Origin of the sequence: Streptomyces sp. HUAS TT7 (assembly GCF_051550175.1) — a bacterium.
Taxonomy (GTDB): Bacteria; Actinomycetota; Actinomycetes; order Streptomycetales; family Streptomycetaceae; genus Streptomyces.
Genome location: NZ_CP196175.1, coordinates 5,119,888 through 5,140,093 on the forward strand (window position 1 = coordinate 5,119,888; position 20,206 = coordinate 5,140,093).

12 protein-coding genes are annotated in these 20,206 nt (G+C 72.8%); 7 read left to right on the top strand and 5 right to left on the bottom strand.

The features are described from left to right. Positions 1–226 precede the first annotated feature (226 nt). The 3 genes from ACSHXC_RS23215 to ACSHXC_RS23225 all read left to right on the top strand — a co-directional run bounded on the left by ACSHXC_RS23215 (position 227) and on the right by ACSHXC_RS23225 (position 5,076). A complete protein-coding gene (locus tag ACSHXC_RS23215; RefSeq protein ID WP_438293447.1) occupies positions 227–1,213 on the top strand; it encodes an SMI1/KNR4 family protein in 987 nt (328 codons plus the stop codon). Positions 1,214–1,221: 8 nt separating this feature from the next. Continuing rightward, positions 1,222–3,885 (top strand): SUKH-4 family immunity protein, encoded by a 2,664-nt coding sequence (locus ACSHXC_RS23220; RefSeq protein ID WP_438293448.1) that lies wholly within the window; start codon positions 1,222–1,224, stop codon positions 3,883–3,885. Positions 3,886–4,134: 249 nt separating this feature from the next. Further along, positions 4,135–5,076: a cellulose-binding protein gene (locus tag ACSHXC_RS23225; protein WP_438293449.1), complete on the top strand. Its 942-nt coding sequence runs from the start codon at positions 4,135–4,137 to the stop codon at positions 5,074–5,076. Here ACSHXC_RS23225 and ACSHXC_RS23230 read toward each other — a convergent pair. Beyond that, positions 5,073–6,671 carry an MFS transporter gene (locus ACSHXC_RS23230; protein ID WP_438293450.1) on the bottom strand — a complete coding sequence of 533 codons (1,599 nt, stop codon included), beginning with the start codon at positions 6,669–6,671 and terminating at the stop codon, positions 5,073–5,075. The genes ACSHXC_RS23225 and ACSHXC_RS23230 overlap by 4 nt on opposite strands. A 313-nt stretch (positions 6,672–6,984) precedes the next feature. Between ACSHXC_RS23230 and ACSHXC_RS23235 the strand changes: the two genes are divergently transcribed. Both ACSHXC_RS23235 and ACSHXC_RS23240 read left to right on the top strand, forming a co-directional pair. Then, positions 6,985–7,773 carry an ABC transporter ATP-binding protein gene (locus tag ACSHXC_RS23235; RefSeq protein WP_438293451.1) on the top strand — a complete coding sequence of 263 codons (789 nt, stop codon included), beginning with the start codon at positions 6,985–6,987 and terminating at the stop codon, positions 7,771–7,773. Further along, complete coding sequence (locus ACSHXC_RS23240; RefSeq protein ID WP_438293452.1) at positions 7,770–10,349, top strand: ABC transporter permease; 2,580 nt, start codon at positions 7,770–7,772, stop codon at positions 10,347–10,349. Before ACSHXC_RS23235 ends, ACSHXC_RS23240 begins: the two co-directional genes overlap by 4 nt. Positions 10,350–10,355: 6 nt before the next feature. Here ACSHXC_RS23240 and ACSHXC_RS23245 read toward each other — a convergent pair whose 3' ends face one another. Genes ACSHXC_RS23245 through ACSHXC_RS23255 form a run of 3 tightly spaced genes read right to left on the bottom strand, consistent with a single transcriptional unit; the run spans position 10,356 to position 12,721 of the window. Next, positions 10,356–11,792: a DUF2079 domain-containing protein gene (locus tag ACSHXC_RS23245; protein WP_438293453.1), complete on the bottom strand. Its 1,437-nt coding sequence runs from the start codon at positions 11,790–11,792 to the stop codon at positions 10,356–10,358. 16 nt (positions 11,793–11,808) lie between these two features. Next, complete coding sequence (locus tag ACSHXC_RS23250) at positions 11,809–12,237, bottom strand: hypothetical protein (protein ID WP_438293454.1); 429 nt, start codon at positions 12,235–12,237, stop codon at positions 11,809–11,811. Then, positions 12,230–12,721, bottom strand: coding sequence for a SigE family RNA polymerase sigma factor (locus ACSHXC_RS23255; protein WP_438293455.1), 492 nt, complete (start codon positions 12,719–12,721; stop codon positions 12,230–12,232). The genes ACSHXC_RS23250 and ACSHXC_RS23255 overlap by 8 nt, the downstream gene beginning before the upstream one ends. 623 nt (positions 12,722–13,344) lie before the next feature. Here ACSHXC_RS23255 and mfd point away from each other — a divergent pair. Next, positions 13,345–16,953: a transcription-repair coupling factor gene (gene mfd, locus ACSHXC_RS23260; RefSeq protein ID WP_438293456.1), complete on the top strand. Its 3,609-nt coding sequence runs from the start codon at positions 13,345–13,347 to the stop codon at positions 16,951–16,953. Between the two features lie 86 nt (positions 16,954–17,039). Here the strand turns inward: mfd and ACSHXC_RS23265 are convergent, their stop codons facing one another. Next, positions 17,040–17,753 (bottom strand): hypothetical protein, encoded by a 714-nt coding sequence (locus tag ACSHXC_RS23265; RefSeq protein WP_438293457.1) that lies wholly within the window; start codon positions 17,751–17,753, stop codon positions 17,040–17,042. 198 nt (positions 17,754–17,951) lie between these two features. On the opposite strand from ACSHXC_RS23265, the gene ACSHXC_RS23270 reads away from it, so the two are divergent. Further along, the gene (locus ACSHXC_RS23270) at positions 17,952–20,018 is read left to right on the top strand and encodes an N-6 DNA methylase (RefSeq protein WP_438293458.1); all 2,067 of its coding nucleotides are present in this window, start codon (positions 17,952–17,954) and stop codon (positions 20,016–20,018) included. The last annotated feature ends 188 nt before the right edge of the window (positions 20,019–20,206 follow it).

Genomic DNA, 20,206 nt, shown 5'->3' on the forward strand with positions numbered 1-20,206 from the left:
CGCGGCTTCAGCCGCACGTGTCAGCGCCCCCGAGTTGCGGGGACAGCCTGCCAAATGCGCGTACTGGTACGGAAGCTGGGGCGTGATAAGCCGCGCGTCGCGGGCGCAGGGTGATGCGGCTGTGACGGTTGGTGACCGATATGCGGGGCCGGGACCCGGTATTGCCTCACCGCATAGTCTGGTCCTCACCAGCCAGACGCAGAGCACGCAGCAGGGGGCAACCGCCATGACGACAGGTCGGCTCGGGCAGCATGCCGCGCCACCGAACGCGGCCTATGCCGGGCAGGTCGTGCACTTCCCGGATCCGGTCCGGGCTTCCCGGCATCCCAGAGGGGTGCGGGTGGACGAGAGCGGCTTCCCGGTTTTCTCGGTGTACGCCCGTGCGGCGGCGGAGATCGCGGAGCCGCCCGAGGGTTTCGGGGTGGACGAGCTCCGGCTGACCGACTACGTGTCGGCGAACGCGGCGCTGGCCGCGGCGGGCCATGAGCTGTGGGACACGATCGCTCCGGTGGCGACGCCGCACGGCTGGACGTGGCATCACGTGCCGGGCGGCCGCCGTCTGGAGCTGGTGCCGGTCGAGGTGAAGGCGCTGCTGCGGCATTACGGCGGTCTTGCGACGGCGCAGGTCGAGCACGGCAAGCGGGGTACGCGTCCGCTGCAGGAGACGCGGCCCGCGCATTTCGGTCTGCCGAAGGGCTCGGTGTCGGTGACGGAGTCCCAACTCCTCGGTGTCGAGGAGGACTTGGGGTACCGGCTGCCGGGCGCCTACCGGTCGTTCCTGAAGGCGGCGGGGGGCTGTGCCCCGGTGGGCGCGGCGCTCGACGCCGAGCTGGGGCTCCTGGTGGACCAGCCGTTCTTCACGGTGCGCGACGAGGCCGCGGTCAATGACCTGGTCTACATCAACAAGTGCCTGCGGGATCACCTCACCAAGGACTATCTGGGCGTCGCGTTCGTGCAGGGCGGGATTCTCGCGGTGAAGGTGAAGGGTTCGGCGGTCGGTTCGGTGTGGTTCTGCGCGTACGACGACGCGCGGGACCGGGACGGGCTGAGCGTGCAGGAGCGGGTGGAGCAGTTGCTGCTGCCCTGCGGGGACGATTTCGACGCGTTCCTGGCGCGGCTCGCGGGCAATCCGCCGGAGCTGGAGACCGTGGCGAATCTGATGGTGGACGGCGGCTTCGCGCGCGCCGTCGAGACGACCTCGGTAGGGGAGTGAGCCGGCCGATGGTGACTTTCGCTCAGGCGCAGGAGCGCGCGGAAGAGTGGATCAACGGCGATGTGCCCGCGTATCAGCACCGTGAGGTGCGGGTGCGGGAGTTCGAGCTGGGCTTCGTGGTGTGGGCCGAGGACCGCGAGAACGGGCCTTCGGGCGGTGGCGGCGCGCAGCGCCTGGTGATCGCCCGGGACAGCGGCGAGGCGTCGCTGTGGCCGGCGCTGCCGGTGGGTGAGGTGATCCGCCGGTACGAGGAGGAGTACGGGGTGCCCGAGGACGCGCCGCCCGCGCCGGAGCCCCCGGCGCGGATCGATCTGAACCAGACGTCGTTCCTGCTGAGCCCGCCGGAGTGGCTGCAGGAGGCGGCGGACAAGCTGGGGATTCCGGACCGGCGGGGCGAGAGTGCCGCGTCGGGCGCTTCTCAGGGGGCCGGTGCTTCTCAGGGTGCCGGTGTGCCGGGTGCCGGCGCGTCGCATGGCGCTCCCGTCCCCGCTCCGGCTGCCCCCGAGCCTTCCGCGCCCGCGTGGCCGACGCCCGCTGCCGCCTCGCAGGGTGGCCCGGCTTCCGGGACTCCTGCCGGGGGCACGCCCTGGGCGGGGACGGACACCAACGCGGGTTCGGACGACGGTTCGGTGCCGCTGCCCGCGACGGTGTTCGCGCCCTCCCTTTCCGGTACGGACGGTGAGGACGCGGCGGCGCCGAGGGTGCTGCCCGAGGCGAAGACGGCGCTGATGGCGGGGGGCAGTCAGCTTCCGCCGACGGCGCTTGCGCCGGCGCTCGACCCGCAGGCCGCGCCGCCGCCGGGGTCGACCCCGCCGCCGGTCGCGCCCGCGCCCGCCCAGCCCACCGGTCCCGCCGCCTCTTCGGGTGCCGGGGACATCGCGGATGCCGCCACCAGCAAGGCTGTCGGTCCGCCGCCGGGTGCGCGCGGCGCGCGGGGCGGGATTTCGGCGACTCCGCCGCCGCCCGGTGCGCCGGGTACTCCGGGTGCCCGTCCGGGCCCGTCGGCGCCGCCGCCCGCGCCGGGTTCGACTCCGCCGCCGGGTGCGCCCGCCGGTGGTTATCTGCCGACGCAGCTGGTCTCGCACCTCGGGCCCGAGGGCGCGCAGCCGCCCGGCCCGCCGACGCCGCCGCCCGCGCAGGGCAGTGTGCACCAGGCCGCCACGATGTTCGCGGACCCGAGCCAGATGGGCCCGGCCAGCCAGGGCGGCCAGGGTGCGCCGATGCCTCCGGGCCCGCCCGGAGCGCCCGGCGCCCCGATGCCTCCCGGTCCGCCCGGAGCCCCGGGTGCCCCCGGCGCCCCGATGCCCCCCGGTCCTCCTGGCGCGCCCGGCACTCCGCCCGGCGGGGTGCACCAGGCCGCGACGATGTTCGCGGACCCGAGCCAGATGGGCCCCGGCGGTCCCGGTGGCCCGGGTGCTCCGGTGCCGCCCGGTCCTCCTGGCGCGCCCGGTGCCCCTGGTGCTCCGATGCCTCCCGGTCCGCCCGGCGCCCCGGGTGGTCCCGGCGCGCCCATGCCGCCCGGTCCTCCCGGTGGCGGTGTGCACCAGGCGGCGACGATGCTGGCGGGTCCCGCGCAGATGGGCCCCGGTGGCCCGGGTGCTCCGGTGCCTCCCGGCCCGCCCGGCATGCCGCCGGGTGGTCCCGTGCCGCAGGCGGCGCCCGCGTACGGCTATCCGCAGCAGCCCCCGGCGGGGCTGCCGACGGTCGGCCCGGGGTATCAGGCGGTGCTGCGTTACCGCGCGCCCGACGGTTCCGAGCAGCAGCTCATCCGCCGTTCGGCGCCGGGCATTCCGCACCCGGAGTGGCAGATCTTCCATGAGCTGCGGGCGATGAACGTGCCTGCCGACCATGTCCTGGAGCTGCACACGGAGCTGGAGTCGTGCGAGCTGCCGGGTGGTTACTGTGCGCGGATGATCCGCGAGCAGTGGCCGCAGGTGCGGATCACGCATGTGGCTCCGTACGGCAAGGACCACGGTTCGCGCCGGCAGGGTGTGCAGCATCTGCTCACCCACCAGGGCGAGTTGGCGCAGGTCGCGGACGGTCCGGCCAGGCCGCAGCCGGTGCGGGCGCCCATTGCGGCGGTGCAGCCGGTGCCGCCGCTGCCGCCGGAGGGTGTGGCGCACGAGCTGGCGGGCGCGTTCGGTCCGCAGGGCGTGTTCCGCTTCGACCAGCGCGCGGTGTCGCGTCAGGGTGTGCCGGAGGTCGTGGCGGTCACGCTGGTGTGGGCGGGTCTGCCGGTGGACTTCGGGCCGTTCTTCTGGGCGCAGGCCGCGCCCGGGCAGCCGGTGCCGACGCTGGCGGAGCTCGCGCAGCAGCGTGGTGTGCAGCCGGCCGCGGACGCGGGTTCGTACCTGGTGATGGGCTCGGACTTCGGGCGGGCGATCTGTGTCCAGTACGGGACCGCGAACATCGTGGCGGTGCCGGTGGAGGCGGGGCCGGGCGGGCAGTCGGTGCCGCCGCAGTTCGTGAACTCGGGGCTGCCCGAGTTCGTCCGCTCGCTGGCGCTGCTCGGCCGGATGTGGCGGCTGCGGTTCGGGCTCAACCCCGAGCAGGCGGGCCGCTGGACGGTCGACTTCCAGGCGCAGCTCGCCGCTCTGGACCCGGCGGCGCTCGCGTCGCCGGAGAGCTGGTGGTCGGTGCTTCTTGAGCAGATGTGGGACGGGCTGCTCTGACCGCTGCTTTTTGCCGCGCCGAGGCGCTCACCGTGCGGGTCGCGGTGGGCGCCTCTGGCGTGTGCCACCTGGGGGATTCCGGCTTCTGACGCCCATTGGCGCATCCTTGAGCGGGTGATGTGGGCGGAGTGTCGCGTTATGGCCGCTTCGCCTCGATCGGTCAGGATGCGATCGGTCAGGGTGAGTGAGCGCCGGTCGGCCAGGACGGGCACGCCGGGCCGCCCGTGGGTGCCAAGGAGAGGCTTCAGGATGAGCGCAGCATCGATGTCACCACCACCGCGGCCGACGGTGGAGCCGTTCGGTTTCGGCTGGGGCCGTGGCTACCGTCCCGATCAGGTCGACCGCACGCTGGCCCTGATCTCCCAGGAGCGGGACGCGGCCTGGGAGCGGGCGGCCCGGCTCACCGTGCTCGCCAAGGAGATGTCCGCCCAGGCGGCCGTCCTCGGCGAGCAGGCCGCGGCGCTGGGCCCGCAGACGTACGACGCGCTCGGTGGGCGCGCCGGGGTGCTGTTCGCGCTGACCGTCGAGGAGGCGGACGCCATGCGGGCCGGCGCCGAGGAGGCGGCGGCCGACACGGCGCGTGCCGCCGAGGAGGCGGGCCGGGCGATCCGGGACGCGGCGCGGGCGCACAGCGAGGGGGTGCTCGCGGAGGCCGAGGCGCAGGTGCAGCAGACGCTGCTCGCGGCCCGCACCGAGGCGGACGAGATGCGGCTCGCGGCCCGCGCCGACGCCAAGGAGCAGCGCGAGGAGGCGGCCGACGCCCTCGACGAGATGCGCCGGCGCTGCGAGGAGTTCCTGGCCGGGCAGGAGCAGCAGCGGACCGAGGCGTTCGAGGCCGGTGAGCGTGAACAGGCCGTCCGGGAGGCCGAGTTGGACACCAGGGTCGCCGAGCTGACGGCCGCCGCCGAGGAGGGGCTGGAGGAGGCGCGGCGCTCGTTCGCCGAGGCCGAGGAGGAGGCGCGCCGCGCCCAGGAGGACGCGGAGGCGCGGGCGGCGGAGCTGGTGGCCGGGGCGCGGGCCGCCGAGGAGCGGATCGTCGCGGAGACGGAGCGGCTGCTGCGCGAGCACGCCGGGTCCCGTGAGCAGGTGCAGGCGCACATGGCGCATGTGCGCAACAGCCTGGCGACGCTGACGGGCCGGCCGGTGGATGAGGACTCGCCGGACAACTCCCCCTCCGAGCAAGGGAGTTAGGGGGCGTCTTCCTGGTTCTTGCTGTGCTCGGCGAGGACCGGGAAGCGGCGCGGGGCCAGGAGGAGCAGGACGAGCAGCGACAGGACGGCGGCGATCGCGGCGCCGATGTAGACGTGGCCGACCGCGCTCGCCACGGCTCGGCGCAGGTAGTCGGCGGCGTCGGCGGTCAGGGCCGCCGGGTGCTGCAGGGCGTGCGATACGGAGTCGAGGTCGCCGGGCAGGCCCGGCATCGGGGCGTGGGCCAGGCGCGCTGCGAGGGTGGCGTTGGCGATGGCGCCGAACAGGGCGGCGCCGACCGACTGGCCGACCTGGCGGCAGAACAGGACGGACGCGGTCGTGGTGCCGCGCTCGGCCCAGCCCACCGTCGACTGGACGCCGATGATCAGCGGGAGCTGGAACAGGCCGAGCGCGCCGCCGAGCAGCAGCATGAGCAGCGCGGGCTGCCAGGCCTGGCCGGGGAAGGGCAGCAGGGGGAAGGCGGCGAGGATCAGTGCGGCGAGCGCGATGCCGGTGATGGCGCTGTTGCGGAAGCCGATGCGGGTGTAGACGCGGCTGGAGAGCGCGGCCGACAGGGGCCAGCTCAGCGTCATCACAGACAGGACGAATCCGGCGGCGGTGGGGTTGAGGCCGAGGACGGACTGGGCGTACGTGGGCAGGAACACGGTCGGGGCGACCATGAGCAGGCCGAGTCCGCCGAGTGCGAGGTTGACCGCGGCGATGGTGCGCCGGCGCCACACCCAGCCGGGTATGACGGGTTCGGCGGCCCGGCGCTCGACGTACACGGTGAGGGCCGCGAGTGCGGCGCTGCCCGCGAGCAGGGCGAGTGAGGGCGCGGAGAGCCAGGGCCAGGCGACGCCGCCCTGGACGAGCGCGGTGAGCAGCAGGGCGCCGGTGGCGAAGACGCACAGCGCGCCGGCCCAGTCGATGCGGGGCCGGGTGGCGGGCTTCGGGCGGGCGGGTTCGGTGAAGTGCCGGGCGACGAGATACAGGGCGACCGCGCCGACCGGCACGTTGATGAGGAAGATCCAGCGCCAGTCGGCGTACGTGGCGAAGAGGCCGCCAAGGGCGGGTCCGGCGACCGCGGAGACCGCCCAGACGGTGGACAGCTTGGCCTGGATCTTGGGGCGTTCCTTGAGCGGGTACAGGTCGGCGGCGATCGTCTGGACGGTGCCCTGGAGGGCGCCGCCGCCCAGGCCCTGCACGATGCGGAAGGCGATGAGCGCGGCCATGTTCCAGGCGAAGGCGCAGAGTACGGAGCCGGTGAGGAAGACGATGACGCCTGCGATGAGGACGGGCTTGCGGCCGAAGGTGTCGGAGAGCTTGCCGTAGACGGGCAGGGTGACGGTCACGGCGAGCAGATAGCCGGAGAACAGCCAGGAGAAGACGGCGAATCCGCCGAGGTCGCCGACGATCTGGGGGACGGCGGTCGAGACGATGGTGCCGTCGAGGGCGGCCAGGGCCATGCCCATCATGAGGGCCGCGACGACCGGGCCGCGCCCGCGCGTGGGGGCCGCGTCCGGTGTCGCGCCGGGTATCGCCGCTTCGGTGCCGGGTGCTTCGTCGGAGACGCTCACCGAGATCCCTTCACTGTGCATGCATCTGGGGGACTCACCTTCTCACCCGGGCCTGGAGTCGCGGCAGGGGTGGAGGCATCCCCGAGACGTACTGGTCCCACGGGTGGAGACCCCTAAGGGGCGGTCCCTACTTGGGGGCAGGGGGTGTTCGTCCCGGCGGAGGAGGTGGCGGTATCCCTTCGGTCCTTACCGTGGTTTTACGTCGGGACGCGCGGCCGGGGTGGGGAAAGCCCCACCTCAAGACTGCGCCTGGCACCAGGGCGCGGGGCCCTGCATGGCTCGACACTCGATGCGTACGTCAGCGACTGGCTGAAATTGACCTAGGAGAATTACCGTGACAACGGCTGTGACCATTCCCAGGCACGGGGACACTGGAGGGCGTACGGCGGTCGCGGCCCGGGCGCGGCAGGTCGTGAAGGCGTACGGATCGGGTGAGACCCGGGTGGTGGCCCTCGACCACGTCGATGTCGACATAGCCCGCGGCCAGTTCACCGCGATCATGGGCCCCTCGGGTTCCGGCAAGTCCACGCTGATGCACTGCCTGGCGGGGCTCGACACGGTGACCGGCGGCCAGATCTACCTGGACGAGACCGAGATCACCGGCCTCAAGGACAAGAAGCTGACGCAGCTGCGCCGGGACCGGATCGGGTTCATCTTCCAGGCGTTCAACCTGCTGCCGACGCTGAACGCGCTGGAGAACATCACGCTGCCGATGGACATCGCGGGCCGCAAGCCGGACGCGAAGTGGCTGGAGCGTGTGGTGGAGACGGTGGGCCTGGCGGGGCGGCTCAAGCACCGGCCGACCCAGCTGTCCGGCGGCCAGCAGCAACGCGTCGCCGTGGCAAGGGCGTTGGCGGCGCAGCCGGAGATCATCTTCGGTGACGAGCCGACCGGAAACCTGGACTCCCGGGCGGGTGCCGAAGTGCTCGGCTTCCTGCGCCAGTCCGTCGACGAGCTGGGCCAGACCATCGTGATGGTCACCCACGACCCGGTGGCCGCCTCCTACGCGGACCGGGTGCTCTACCTGGCGGACGGCCGCATCGTGGACGAGATGTTCCGCCCGACCGCGGACGCCGTCCTCGACCGTATGAAGGACTTCGACGCGCGGGGGCGGACCTCGTGAGCGTGCTCAAGACCTCGATGCGCAACTTCCTCGCGCACAAGGGACGGATGGCGCTCTCCGCCGTCGCGGTCCTGCTGTCGGTGGCGTTCGTGTGCGGCACGCTCGTCTTCACCGACACCATGAACACCACCTTCGACAAGCTGTTCGCGGCGACCGCCTCGGACGTCACCGTCAGCCCCAAGTCGGCCTCCGACGACGGTGCCCCCTCTCGGACCGGCAAGCCCGACGCGCTGCCCGCCTCCCTGATCCAGCGGGTCGAGAAGGCGCCCGGCGTGGGCAAGGCCGAGGGCGGCGTCGGCAGCACCAGTGTCACGGTCGTCAACGCCAAGAACGAGAACATGGGCTCCTCCACCGGCGCCCCGACCATCGCCGGCAACTGGACCGACAACGACCTCAAGGCGATGGAGATCACCTCCGGGCACGCCCCGCGCGGGCCGACCGAGATGATGGTCGACGCCGACACCGCCGACAAGCACCACCTCAAGATCGGCGACTCGCTGCGCACCATCGCCGTCACCGGCGACTTCACCGCGAAGATCACCGGCATCGCCACCTTCAAGGTGACCAACCCGGGCGCGGCCGTCGTCTACTTCGACACCGCGACCGCCCAGAGGGAACTCCTGGGCGCCACCGGCCAGTTCACCCAGATCAACGTCACCGCCGCGAGCGGAGTGAGCGACACCCAGCTCAAGCAGAACGTGGCGGCCGCGCTCGGCTCGGGCCCGTACAAGCTCCAGACCGCGAAGGAGGCGGCGGACGCCGGCCGGGACAGCGTCGGCTCGTTCCTCGACGTGATGAAGTACGCGATGCTCGGCTTCGCCGGGATCGCCTTCCTCGTCGGCATCTTCCTGATCATCAACACGTTCTCGATGCTGGTCGCCCAGCGCACCCGCGAGATCGGCCTGATGCGCGCCATCGGCTCCAGCCGCAAGCAGGTCAACCGCTCGGTGCTCCTGGAGGCGCTGCTGCTCGGCGTGTTCGGCTCGATCCTGGGGGTGGCCGCGGGAGTCGGCCTCGCGGTCGGCCTGATGAAGCTGATGGGCTCCATCGGGATGGAGCTGTCCACCGGTGACCTCACCGTCAAGTGGGCGACGCCCGTGATCGGCCTGGTCCTCGGTGTCGTGGTGACCGTCGTCGCCGCCTACGTTCCGGCCCGGCGCGCCGGGAAGATCTCGCCGATGGCCGCACTGCGCGACGCCGGCACCCCGGCCGACGGCAAGGCCGGCGTCGTCAGGGCCGTCATCGGTCTGGTCCTGACCGGCGCGGGCACCGCCGCCCTGTTCGCCAGCGCCAACTCCTCCAAGGCGGCGGCCGGTTCGGGCCTGCTCGGCCTCGGTGTCGTCCTCACCCTGATCGGCTTCGTCGTCGTCGGGCCGCTGCTCGCGGGCGGTGTGGTGCGGGTGATCAGCGCGCTTGTGCTGCGGATGTTCGGCCCCGTGGGGCGGATGGCCGAGCGCAACGCGCTGCGCAACCCGCGGCGTACGGGGGCGACCGGCGCGGCCCTCATGATCGGCCTCGCCCTGGTGGCGTGCCTCTCGGTGGTCGGCTCCTCGATGGTCGCCTCGGCCACCAGCGAGCTGGACAAGTCGGTCGGCGCGGACTTCATCGTCTCCTCCGGCACCGGCCAGCCGATCGTGCCGCAGGCCGCCGACGCCCTGAAGAGGACCCCGGGCATCGCGCACGTCACCAACTACAAGGACATGGACGCGAAGGTGACCGCCCCCGACGGCAGCACCTCCAAGGACGGGAACCTGATCGCCGCCGACCCGACGTACCAGCAGGACCTGCGGCGCAAGGTGGTCTCCGGCGACCTGGCCGCCGCGTACGGCAAGGACGCGATGTCGGTCGGCGACGCCTTCGCCACGGCGCACCACGTCAAGGTCGGCGATTCGATGACCGTCGCCTTCAAGGACGGCGGGACCGCCCGGCTGAAGGTCGCGGCGATCACCTCGGACGACACCAACGTCGACAAGGCCGCGATGTACGTCAGCATCGCGACGGCCGCGAGCTACGTCCCCGCCGACCGGATGCCCAAGAACGTGATCATGTTCGCGAAGGCGGAGGACGGCAAGGCCAAGGAGGCGTACGCGTCCCTGAAGGACTCGCTGAAGCCCTATCCGCAGTACAAGGTGCAGAACCAGGCCGACTTCAAGCAGGACCTGAAGGACCAGATCGGCCAGCTCCTGAACATCGTGTACGGCCTGCTCGCCCTCGCGATCATCGTGGCGGTGCTCGGTGTGGTGAACACGCTGGCCCTGTCGGTGGTCGAGCGGACCCGGGAGATCGGCCTGATGCGGGCGATCGGCCTCTCGCGCCGGCAGCTGCGCCGGATGATCCGCCTGGAGTCGGTGGTGATCGCCCTGTTCGGCGCGCTGCTCGGCCTCGGGCTCGGCATGGGCTGGGGCACGACCGCGCAGAAGCTGCTCGCCCTGGAGGGCATGGGCGTCCTGGAGATTCCCTGGCCGACCATCATCACGGTGTTCGTGGCCTCGGCCTTCGTGGGCCTGTTCGCGGCGCTGATCCCGGCGTTCAGGGCGGGCCGGATGAACGTCCTGAACGCGATCGCGACGGATTGACTCCCTTTACTCCACGCGTAGTTGGAGCAGTACGTAACCCCCGGCCACCCCGGCGACCGTGTAGACGGCGCCGGGGTGCAGTCCTTTCGCGTACCGGACGGGGTCGCCCGCCCAGCCGTCGGAGTTGTCGAGCGCGATGTAGTCCGGGGTGACGGGGCGCGCTGCGCCGACCCAGAAGACCCGGCAACGGGAGGTGAGCCGGGCGATCGGCCCGACGTTCGACTCGACACTCGCCCCGTCCGGAATCCGCCCCAACAGCCGCTCATGGGCTTCGACTTGGGGACTCTTGCGATACGTGGCCGGGTCGGTCAGCGCGGCCAGCGGCAGCGAGGGTGTCAGGGCGAGGGCCGCCGCGGCCGCGCAGAACGGCAGGTTGCGGGCGTACGAGCGAAGCCAGGGGCGGGGGCCGTACTTCGCGGAGGCCACCGCGTCGGCGAGGGCGAGCGCGAGGACCGGCATCAGGACCGCGCTGTAGTGCCAGTCCGTCGACCAGTAGTGGTCGTACGAGGACAGGAAGCGCCAGCCGAGGGTGGGCAGCGCGGCGAGCAGCAGCGGGGAGCGCAGCGCGAGAAGACCGGTGGTGGGCAGCAGGACCCAGAGGAGGGTCCGGGCCTTGACGTCCCAGCCGGCCAGAGGGCCTGGGCCGCCCATCTTCCCCCAGTAGTCGTACGCGCCAGAGGAGTTGAAGGCAGGTATGACGACGGTGAGGGTGACCAGGGTGGCCACCGCCCCGAACACGGCCACGGCGACGGCGTACCGCACGGCGCGGGGTGATGTGCGGCGGGCACGCAGGGCGACGACGACGGCGAGTGCGGCCGTCGTCAGGCCGAGGTCCTCCTTCACGAGGACGAGCGGCAGCGCGTACAGGAGGGCCGCCCGCCACCGTCCGCGCAGCACGGCCTCCAGGCCGAAGGCGATCAGCGGGACGGCGAAGCAGATCTCGTGGAAGTCGAAGTCGGCGGCCCGCTGGATCCCCCACGAAAGCCCGAACGCGGCTCCGACCGCGAGCCCGGGCCCCCGCCCGAGCAGCCGGGCCGAGGCGCGGGTCACCGGGACCGCGGCCAGCGCGAACAGGGCGGACTGGGCGACGAGCAGGGTGACGGGCGTGGGGAACAGCCGGTAGGCGGGGGCGAGCAGTGCGGTCACGGGACTGAAGTGATCCCCGAGGATGTCGGCGCCGGGCCCCTTGAGATCGGCGACCGGCGCCTGGAAGTGGGCGTAGGCGCGCACGACTTGCTCGAAGATCCCGAGGTCCCAGGACAGGGTCTCCATCCGCCGGTAGCGCAGCACGCCGAGGGCGGCGTAGGCGAGGAAGAGGGCGGCGGCGAGGAGGTGGGGATCGGCGGCGGGCGGGGGTATTCGGGACGGAAGCCTGTCGTGATTCTCCTGCTCTGTGCTGTTTTGAGCCTGATTTTCGGGCAGGGTGAGGAGAGCTCCGGACACGGTGGGGTTCCTTGGGTCAGCGGGGGCGGGCGGTCGGGGTGACGGATCCGGAGTCGTCGGGGAGGGAGAAGGAGGGGGACGGGGGCGGTGAGCCGAAGGGCGGGGAGGGGGTGGCAGTGGCGGTCGGCGGCGGGGTGGGGTAGGAGGGGCTGGGCCGCTCGGACGGCGTGCCCGTGTCCCGTGCGGGGGAGGGCGTGCCGGCGTCCGGAGTGGAGGCGGGCAGCACCGGCGGGCTCTGCTGGAGCCGCAGGCCGAGCGCGGCGCCGGACCCGGCGAGCAGGCACACGGCGCAGGCGGCGAGCGCGGCCATGGTGCGGCGGCGGCGCCGCAGGCCGCGTGCGGCGACGCGTTCGGCGGGCTCGGGGACGATGCCGCGGCCGCCCGCGTCGGCGGCCCGCTTCAGGGCGCGGGCCAGGGACTCCTCGTCCCGGTCGAAGTCAGACACCGTGTTCTTCCTCCAGGAGGCGGGGCGCGAGGGCGGCCCGGGCGCGCGAAAGGTGGGTCTTGACGGTGCCGGCGGTGATGCCGGTCTCGTGTGCGACCTGGTCCACGCTCAGGTCGCACACGTAATGCAGTACGGCGACTCGGCGCTGGCGGTCGGAGAGGCCGCGCAGGGCGTCGATGAGGGCGACGGTGCCGGGGTCGGGTTCGGGGGCCTCGGTGCTGTGCACCTGGTGGTGGCGGCGCCAGGCTTCCGCGGCCCTGCGGCCCCGGCGCCACCGGCTCACCGCGAGCCGCCAGGCCACGGTGCGTACCCAGGCCTCGGGGCCGGCCCCCGCGTCGAGGCGGTTCCGGCGGCCCCAGGCCCGCACGAACGCCTCCTGGACTACGTCCTGGGCCTCGTGGAGGTCGCCGGTCATCAGGTAGACCTGGCCGACCAGCGGTTTCACGGAGTGAGCGTAGAACTCCTCGAACTCCTCGTCGGTCAAGGTGGCGCTCCTGTGGGGGTGGGTAGGTCTCACGGGGTATACGCGCCGGGGGCGGTGCGCGGTTGACACCGCGGGGCGACTTTTCCCCACCCCGGGGGGGTTGAAGGCCCCTGGGGCTCCGCCCCAGACCCCGTTCGCGCCTGAAGGGCGCTCGTCCTCAAACGCCGGACGGGCTGAAATGCTCTGGTGCGGGCCAGCACCGACCCTGCCAGGGGCGCGGGGAACTGCGCGACCAGCCACGCACGGTCCGCAGGTGAAGGGGCGGAGTGGGTCCGGGGCACAGCCCGGGGGTGTCCGCACCGACCCTGCCAGGGGCGCGGGGAACTGCGCGAGCAACCGCCCACGGTCCGCAGGCCGAAAGGTGGCAAGGGGGTTCGGGGCACAGCCCAGGGGAGCTCACACCGGCCCTGTTAGGGGGCGCGGGGAACTGCGCGAGCGACCACTCACGGTCCGCAGGCCGAAAGGCGATGGGGGCTGGGGCGCAGCCCCAGGGGGTTGGGGGTGCGGCGGGCGGCGGGCGGCGGGCGGCGGGTGTCGGTGGGGCGTCGTACGCTGGAAGCCCCCCGGCCCGTAACACGTGTCGGGCGGTTCGCGTTGCCCACTCCCCGGGATGGATGCCCTTCATGAGCCTGCACGGTCTGCTGGACGCCGTTGTACGAGACCCCGCGTTCGCTGAAGCGGTGAGGGCCGCCACCGACGGCCACCGGATGCACGTCGACCTGGTCGGCCCCCCGGCCGCCCGCCCCTTCGCCATCGCGGGCCTCGCGCGCGAGGCCGGGCGGCCCGTGCTCGCCGTGACCGCCACCGGCCGGGAGGCCGAGGACCTGGCGGCGGCGCTCCGCTCGATGCTGCCCGCCGAGGAGATCGTCGAGTACCCGTCGTGGGAGACGCTGCCGCACGAGCGGCTCTCGCCCCGCAGCGACACCGTGGGCCGAAGGCTCGCCGTCCTGCGCCGCCTCGCCCACCCCAGCAAGGACGACCCCTCCGCCGGCCCCGTCAGCGTCGTCGTCGCCCCCATCAGGTCCGTGCTCCAGCCTCAGGTCAAGGGCCTGGGGGATCTGGAGCCCGTCGCGCTCCGCATCGGGCAGTCGGCCGACCTCGGCACCGTCGTCGAAGGGCTCGCCGCCGCCGCGTACGCCCGCGTCGAACTCGTCGAGAAGCGCGGCGAGTTCGCCGTGAGAGGCGGCATCCTCGACGTTTTCCCCCCTACCGAAGAACACCCCCTCCGCGTCGAGTTCTGGGGCGACGACGTCGAGGAGATCCGGTACTTCAAGGTCGCCGACCAGCGCTCGCTCGAAATCGCCGAGCACGGGCTCTGGGCGCCGCCCTGCCGCGAGCTGCTGCTCACCGACGACGTGCGCACCCGCGCCGCCGCCCTCGCCGAGGAGCACCCCGAGCTCGGCGAGCTGCTCGGGAAGATCGCCGAGGGGATCGCGGTGGAGGGCATGGAGTCCCTCGCGCCGGTTCTCGTCGACGACATGGAGCTGCTCATCGACGTCCTGCCCAAGGGCTCGATGGCGGTCGTGTGCGACCCGGAGCGGGTGCGGACCAGAGCCGCCGACCTGGTCGCCACCAGCCAGGAGTTCCTCCAGGCGTCCTGGGCGGCGAGCGCCGGCGGAGGCCAGGCGCCCATCGACGTGGACGCCGCCTCCCTGTGGGGCATCGCCGACGTCCGCGACCGGGCCCGCGAGCTCGGGATGATGTGGTGGTCGGTGTCCCCGTTCGCCGCCGACGAGGCGGACCTCACGGAGACATCAGCCGCTGACGCGGCGGGGTCCACCCTCAAGCTCGGCATGCACGCCCCCGAGACGTACCGCGGCGACACCCAGCGCGCGCTCGCCGACACCAAGCAGTGGCTCGCCGACGGCTGGCGCACCGTGTACGTGACGGAGGGCCACGGCCCGGCCTCGCGCACCGTCGAGGTCCTCGGGGGCGAGGGCATCGCGGCCCGACTGGCCGTGGACCTGGCCGAGTTGACGCCGTCCGTCGTGCAGGTCGCCTGCGGCACCATCGACTACGGCTTCATCGACCCGGCCCTCAAGCTCGCCGTCCTGACCGAGACCGACCTCACCGGCCAGCGCACCGCCACCAAGGACCTGGGCCGTATGCCGGCCCGCCGCCGCAAGACCATCGACCCGCTCACCCTGGAGGTGGGCGACTACATCGTGCACGAGCAGCACGGCGTGGGCCGCTACATCGAGATGGTCCAGCGCACCGTGCAGAACGCGACCCGCGAGTATCTGCTGGTGGAGTACGCGCCCGCCAAGCGTGGCCAGCCCGGCGACCGGCTCTACATTCCCACCGATCAGCTGGAGCAGGTCACCAAGTACGTCGGCGGCGAGGCGCCCACCCTGCACCGGCTCGGCGGCGCCGACTGGACCAAGACCAAGGCGCGTGCCAAGAAGGCCGTCAAGGAGATCGCCGCCGATCTGATCAAGCTGTACTCGGCCCGTATGGCCGCGCCCGGCCACGCCTTCGGCGCCGACACGCCCTGGCAGCGCGAGCTGGAGGACGCGTTCCCGTACGCGGAGACCCCCGACCAGCTGTCCACCATCGCCGAGGTCAAGGAGGACATGGAGAAGACGGTCCCCATGGACCGGCTGATCTGCGGCGACGTCGGCTACGGCAAGACCGAGATCGCGGTAAGGGCCGCCTTCAAGGCCGTCCAGGACGGCAAGCAGGTCGCCGTCCTGGTGCCCACCACGCTCCTCGTCCAGCAGCACTTCGGCACGTTCACCGAGCGCTACGCCCAATTCCCGGTCAACGTAAGGGCGTTGAGCCGTTTCCAGACCGACACCGAGGCCAAGGCCACGCTGGAAGGGCTGGGGGACGGCTCCGTCGACCTCGTCATCGGCACCCACCGGCTCTTCTCGTCCGAGACCAAGTTCAAGGACCTGGGCCTGGTCATCGTCGACGAGGAGCAGCGCTTCGGTGTCGAGCACAAGGAGCAGCTGAAGAAGCTCCGCGCCAACGTGGACGTACTGACCATGTCCGCGACACCCATTCCCCGTACGCTCGAAATGGCCGTCACCGGCATCCGCGAGATGTCGACGATCACCACTCCGCCCGAGGAGCGCCACCCCGTCCTCACCTTCGTCGGGCCGTACGAGGAGAAGCAGATCGGCGCGGCCATCCGGCGTGAGCTGCTGCGCGAGGGCCAGGTCTTCTACATCCACAACCGGGTGGAGTCCATCGACCGGGCGGCCGCCCGGCTGCGCGAGATCGTGCCCGAGGCGCGCATCCAGACCGCGCACGGGCAGATGGGCGAGAGCCAGCTGGAGCAGGTCGTGGTCGACTTCTGGGAGAAGAAGTTCGACGTGCTCGTCTCGACGACGATCGTCGAGTCGGGCATCGACATCTCCAACGCCAACACCCTGATCGTCGAGCGCGGCGACAACTTCGGCCTCTCCCAGCTGCACCAGCTGCGCGGCCGGGTGGGCCGTGGCCGCGAGCGCGGCTACTCCTACTTCCTGTACCCGCCGGAGAAGCCGCTGACCGAGACCGCGCACGAGCGGCTCGCCACCATCGCCCAGCACACCGAGATGGGCGCGGGCATGTACGTGGCGATGAAGGACCTGGAGATCCGCGGCGCGGGCAACCTGCTGGGCGGCGAGCAGTCCGGGCACATCGCGGGCGTCGGCTTCGACCTGTACGTCCGCATGGTCGGCGAGGCCGTCGCCGACTACCGGGCGCAGATGGAGGGCGGCGAGCAGGAGGAGGCCCCGCTCGAAGTCAAGATCGAGCTGCCGGTCGACGCGCACGTCCCGCACGACTACGCGCCGGGCGAGCGGCTGCGCCTCCAGGCATACCGCGCGATCGCCTCGGCCAACTCCGAGGAGGACATCAAGGCCGTGCGCGAGGAGCTCACCGACCGGTACGGCAAGCTGCCCGAGCCCGTCGAGAACCTGCTCCTGGTGGCCGGCCTGCGCATGCTGGCCCGCGCCTGCGGGGTCGGCGAGATCGTGCTCCAGGGCGCCAACATCCGTTTTGCCCTCCCGTCACCCGGCCACCGCCCCTCAACGAGCGCTGACGCGCGCCCCTCTCCATTGGAGTTGAGGGAGTCCCAGGAGCTCCGCCTCAAGCGGCTCTACCCCCGTACGGTCATCAAGGCGCCCACCCGGCAGATCCTGGTGCCCCGCCCGACCGCGGGGAAGATCGGCGGGAAGCCGGTGGTGGGGCGGGAACTGCTCGCGTGGACGGGTGAGTTCCTGACCACGATCCTGGGGTCCTGAGGACGCAGGGGAGGCGGGTGGCACCGTTCGGCGCTGCCCGCCTTTTCCGTGCCGGGGGGAGTTGTGGCGGTACGTCAGATCCCGGATCAGCTCGCGGCGATGGAGGACTTCGGCGGGGCGACAGCGTGGACCGGCTCGCCGAAGTGCGAGAAGTCGAGGGTGCCGGGGCTGTCGCCGCCCACGGTGACCATCTTCAGGAGGTACGGCTTGCCCGAGGTCGCCACGTCGACGGTGAAGCTCTCGTTGCCGTCCTTCTCGGTCAGCACGATCGCGGGCCGGCCGTCGACCTCGGTGGTCGCGCCCTTCTTGGCCGCGTTGTCCTTGCCCGGGGCGCCGAGATAGCTGTTCAGGTCGCAGACCGAGGCGAGGTCCTTGCCGTCGGCCGAGTCGGTGTTCGTCTTCGTCCACTTGGTCATGCCCTGCGGCCGGAGGTAGACCGTCCTGCCGGTCTTGATGAGGCCGACGGCGTCCTTGCCCGCCCCGATGGTGCCGGTGCAGTCGCCCTTGGCGTCCATGGCCAGGTCCAGCTTGGTGGGGCCGTCCTGACGGTCGTTGATGTCGGCCTTGAGGCGCAGTGAGGGGGCCTGGCGGTTCGCCTTGAGGGCGTCGGTGAACATCTGGCCGCCGGTACGGTCCGCGTCCGGGCCCTTCGGCGAGGCGGCTGCCGGGCTCGCGGCGGCGGGCGCCTGGGGCGCGGCCGAGTCCTTGGCGGCCGTGCCGGAGCCGGAGCCCGAACAGGCCGTCAGGGCCGTGGTGGCGCAGGCGAAGAGGATGGTGGTGGCGATGGTGCGGCGGCGCATGGCGTGAACTCCCCCTGGGGGTGGTGGTGCTGGGCGGGCGGAATGGGGCGGCAGGTGTGGCGGGCCGGGACACATGAGAGCAGCTGTCTGTGAACCGAGTCAACATCGACATCTGAATCGTGATCGTTCATGGCGTGTATGGAGTACTGCGGTGCGCTTCGGTAGGGTCGGCAGCACGCGGACGAGGGGAGCAGTCAGGTGCCGGAGCACGCAGCGGAGGTGACCGCGGCCGCCATCGCCCGGCTCGCGGGGGTGGGCCGCGCGGCCGTCAGCAACTGGCGCCGCCGGCATGCCGACTTCCCCAAGCCGGTCGGCGGCACCGAGACCAGCCCCTCCTTCGCACTCCGCGAAGTCGAGCAATGGCTGCGTATCCAGGGCAAGTTGGCCGAGGTCCCGCTGCGCGAACGCGTCTGGCAGCAGCTCTCGACGCATCCCGCGGGCGCGGTCACGGCCCTGGTCCACGCGGGCTGCGCCCTGCTGGCCGTACGGGACCACCCCGCCAAGTGGCGCGAGCTGGCCGCACTTCGGGGCGCGGGACTGGCCGAGGGGCTGCCGGGGCTTCTTGGGGAGGTGGTGGGGGAGCGGTTCGGGGAGGCGGACCCCGCAGGTGCTGTTCACAGCCGCTCTGTGAACACCCCCGACGCCGCCGAGCTCGCCCCCTCCCTGCCCCTGTTGCGCGGGGTCGTCGAGCTCGCCGCCGAAGCCGGGGCCCGGGAGGCCTTCGAGTTTCTGCTCGGGCGGCATCTCGACGCCAACCCCCGTCAGTACACGCTCACTCCGCAGGGGCCCGCCGAGCTCATGGCCGCGCTCGCGGGGCCCGTGAGCAGCGTTCTCGACCCGGCCTGCGGCACCGGCACCCTGCTGTGCGCGCTGCCGGACGCCGTTGCCCTGCACGGCCAGGACGCCGACCCCGACCTCGCCGCGCTCACCGGACTCCGGCTCGCCCTCGCCGGGTCCGCCGCCATCCGTACCGCGGCCGCCGACTCGCTGCGCGCGGACGCCTTCGGGGCCCTCGCCGCCGACGCCGTGCTGTGCCACCCGCCGTTCAACGAGCGGGCCTGGGGCCACGACGAACTCGCCTACGACCCGCGCTGGGAGTACGGCCTCCCGGCCCGTGCCGAGTCCGAACTGGCCTGGGTGCAGCACGCGTTGGCCCGGCTGCGCGAGGGCGGCACCGCCGTCCTTCTGATGCCGCCCGCCGCCGCCTCGCGCCGCTCCGGGCGCCGGATCCGCGCCGACCTGCTGCGCCGCGGCGCCCTGCGCGCGGTCGTCGCGCTGCCCGCCGGGGCCGCGCCGCCGTACGGCATCCCGCTGCACCTGTGGGTGCTGCGCAGGCCGGACGGCGCCGCCCGGCCCGCGCCCGAGCTGCTCCTCGTCGACACCGCCGGGATCGAGGGCGTCGCGGTGGACGGCGGCCGCGACCGGCTGCCCTGGCCCGCGCTCCAGTCCGCGGTGCTCGACGCCTGGACCCCCTTCGACCGCGACGGCACGGCCGTCGAACAGCCCGGGGTCAGCCGGTCGGTGCCGGTCATCGAACTCCTCGACGACGACGTCGACCTCGCCCCGGCCCGCCATCTGCCGCCGCCCGCAGCCGAGGGCGGCACCGCCGCGCTCGACGGGGTGCGCGAACGCCTCGACGCCACCCTGCGCCTGGCCGCTGAACTGACGCCGCCCGCCGCACCCGCCCCCGCGCAGGGCGCCCGCTGGTCGCCCACCACCGTCGGCGAACTCGCCCGCGCGGGCGCCCTGGTGCTGCGCGCGGGCGGCACCGGCACCGGGCCGGACGGGCCCGCCGTCCTCACCGAGCACGACGTACTGGCCGGGACCGCACCCTCGGGCACCCTGCCCGAAGGGCCCGCCGAGGACCCGGTGCTGACCCGTCCCGGCGACGTCGTGGTGCCCGTGCTCGGCGGCGGCACCGTCGCCCGGGTCGTGGACGAGGCGAGTGCGGGCGCCGCCCTCGGCCGCAACCTCCAGCTCCTGCGGCCCGAACCGGCCGCCCTGGACCCCTGGTTCCTCGCCGGGTTCCTGCGCGGCACCGCCAACAACCGCCAGGCCAGCAGCTACGCCACCACCGCCTCCCGGCTCGACGTACGCAGGCTGCACCTGCCCCGGCTCCCACTCGCCGAACAGCGGCGCTACGGCGAGCGGTTCCGGGCCCTGGCTGCGTTCGAGGATGCGCTGCGGCTCGCGGGCAGGCTCGGCGAACAGCTCGTACAGGGCCTGCACGACGGCCTGACGGACGGTTCCGTCGAGCCCGGGTGAGGGTGGGGCGGACGGTTCTGCCGGGCCTGGGCGAGAGGGGAGTCGCGGAGCGGGGTGTTTCCGGGAATCCGGGGGCCGTCCCGGTCCCGGGTGACGGTTGGATACCGGCCGGGGGATCGCCCGGGACGTTGTCAGTGGCGGTGTATACGCTCGTATCCCTGACCCGTCCCGGTCCCCGTACCCGTCCC

Excerpts from the sequence above, each read along its gene's own strand:
- ACSHXC_RS23215 (WP_438293447.1), top strand. The coding sequence starts at position 227 with ATGACGACAGGTCGGCTCGGGCAGCATGCCGCGCCACCGAACGCGGCC.
- ACSHXC_RS23220 (WP_438293448.1), top strand. The coding sequence starts at position 1,222 with ATGGTGACTTTCGCTCAGGCGCAGGAGCGCGCGGAAGAGTGGATCAAC.
- ACSHXC_RS23225 (WP_438293449.1), top strand. The coding sequence starts at position 4,135 with ATGAGCGCAGCATCGATGTCACCACCACCGCGGCCGACGGTGGAGCCG.
- ACSHXC_RS23230 (WP_438293450.1), bottom strand. The coding sequence starts at position 6,671 with ATGCACAGTGAAGGGATCTCGGTGAGCGTCTCCGACGAAGCACCCGGC.
- mfd (WP_438293456.1), top strand. The coding sequence starts at position 13,345 with ATGAGCCTGCACGGTCTGCTGGACGCCGTTGTACGAGACCCCGCGTTC.
- ACSHXC_RS23265 (WP_438293457.1), bottom strand. The coding sequence starts at position 17,753 with ATGCGCCGCCGCACCATCGCCACCACCATCCTCTTCGCCTGCGCCACC.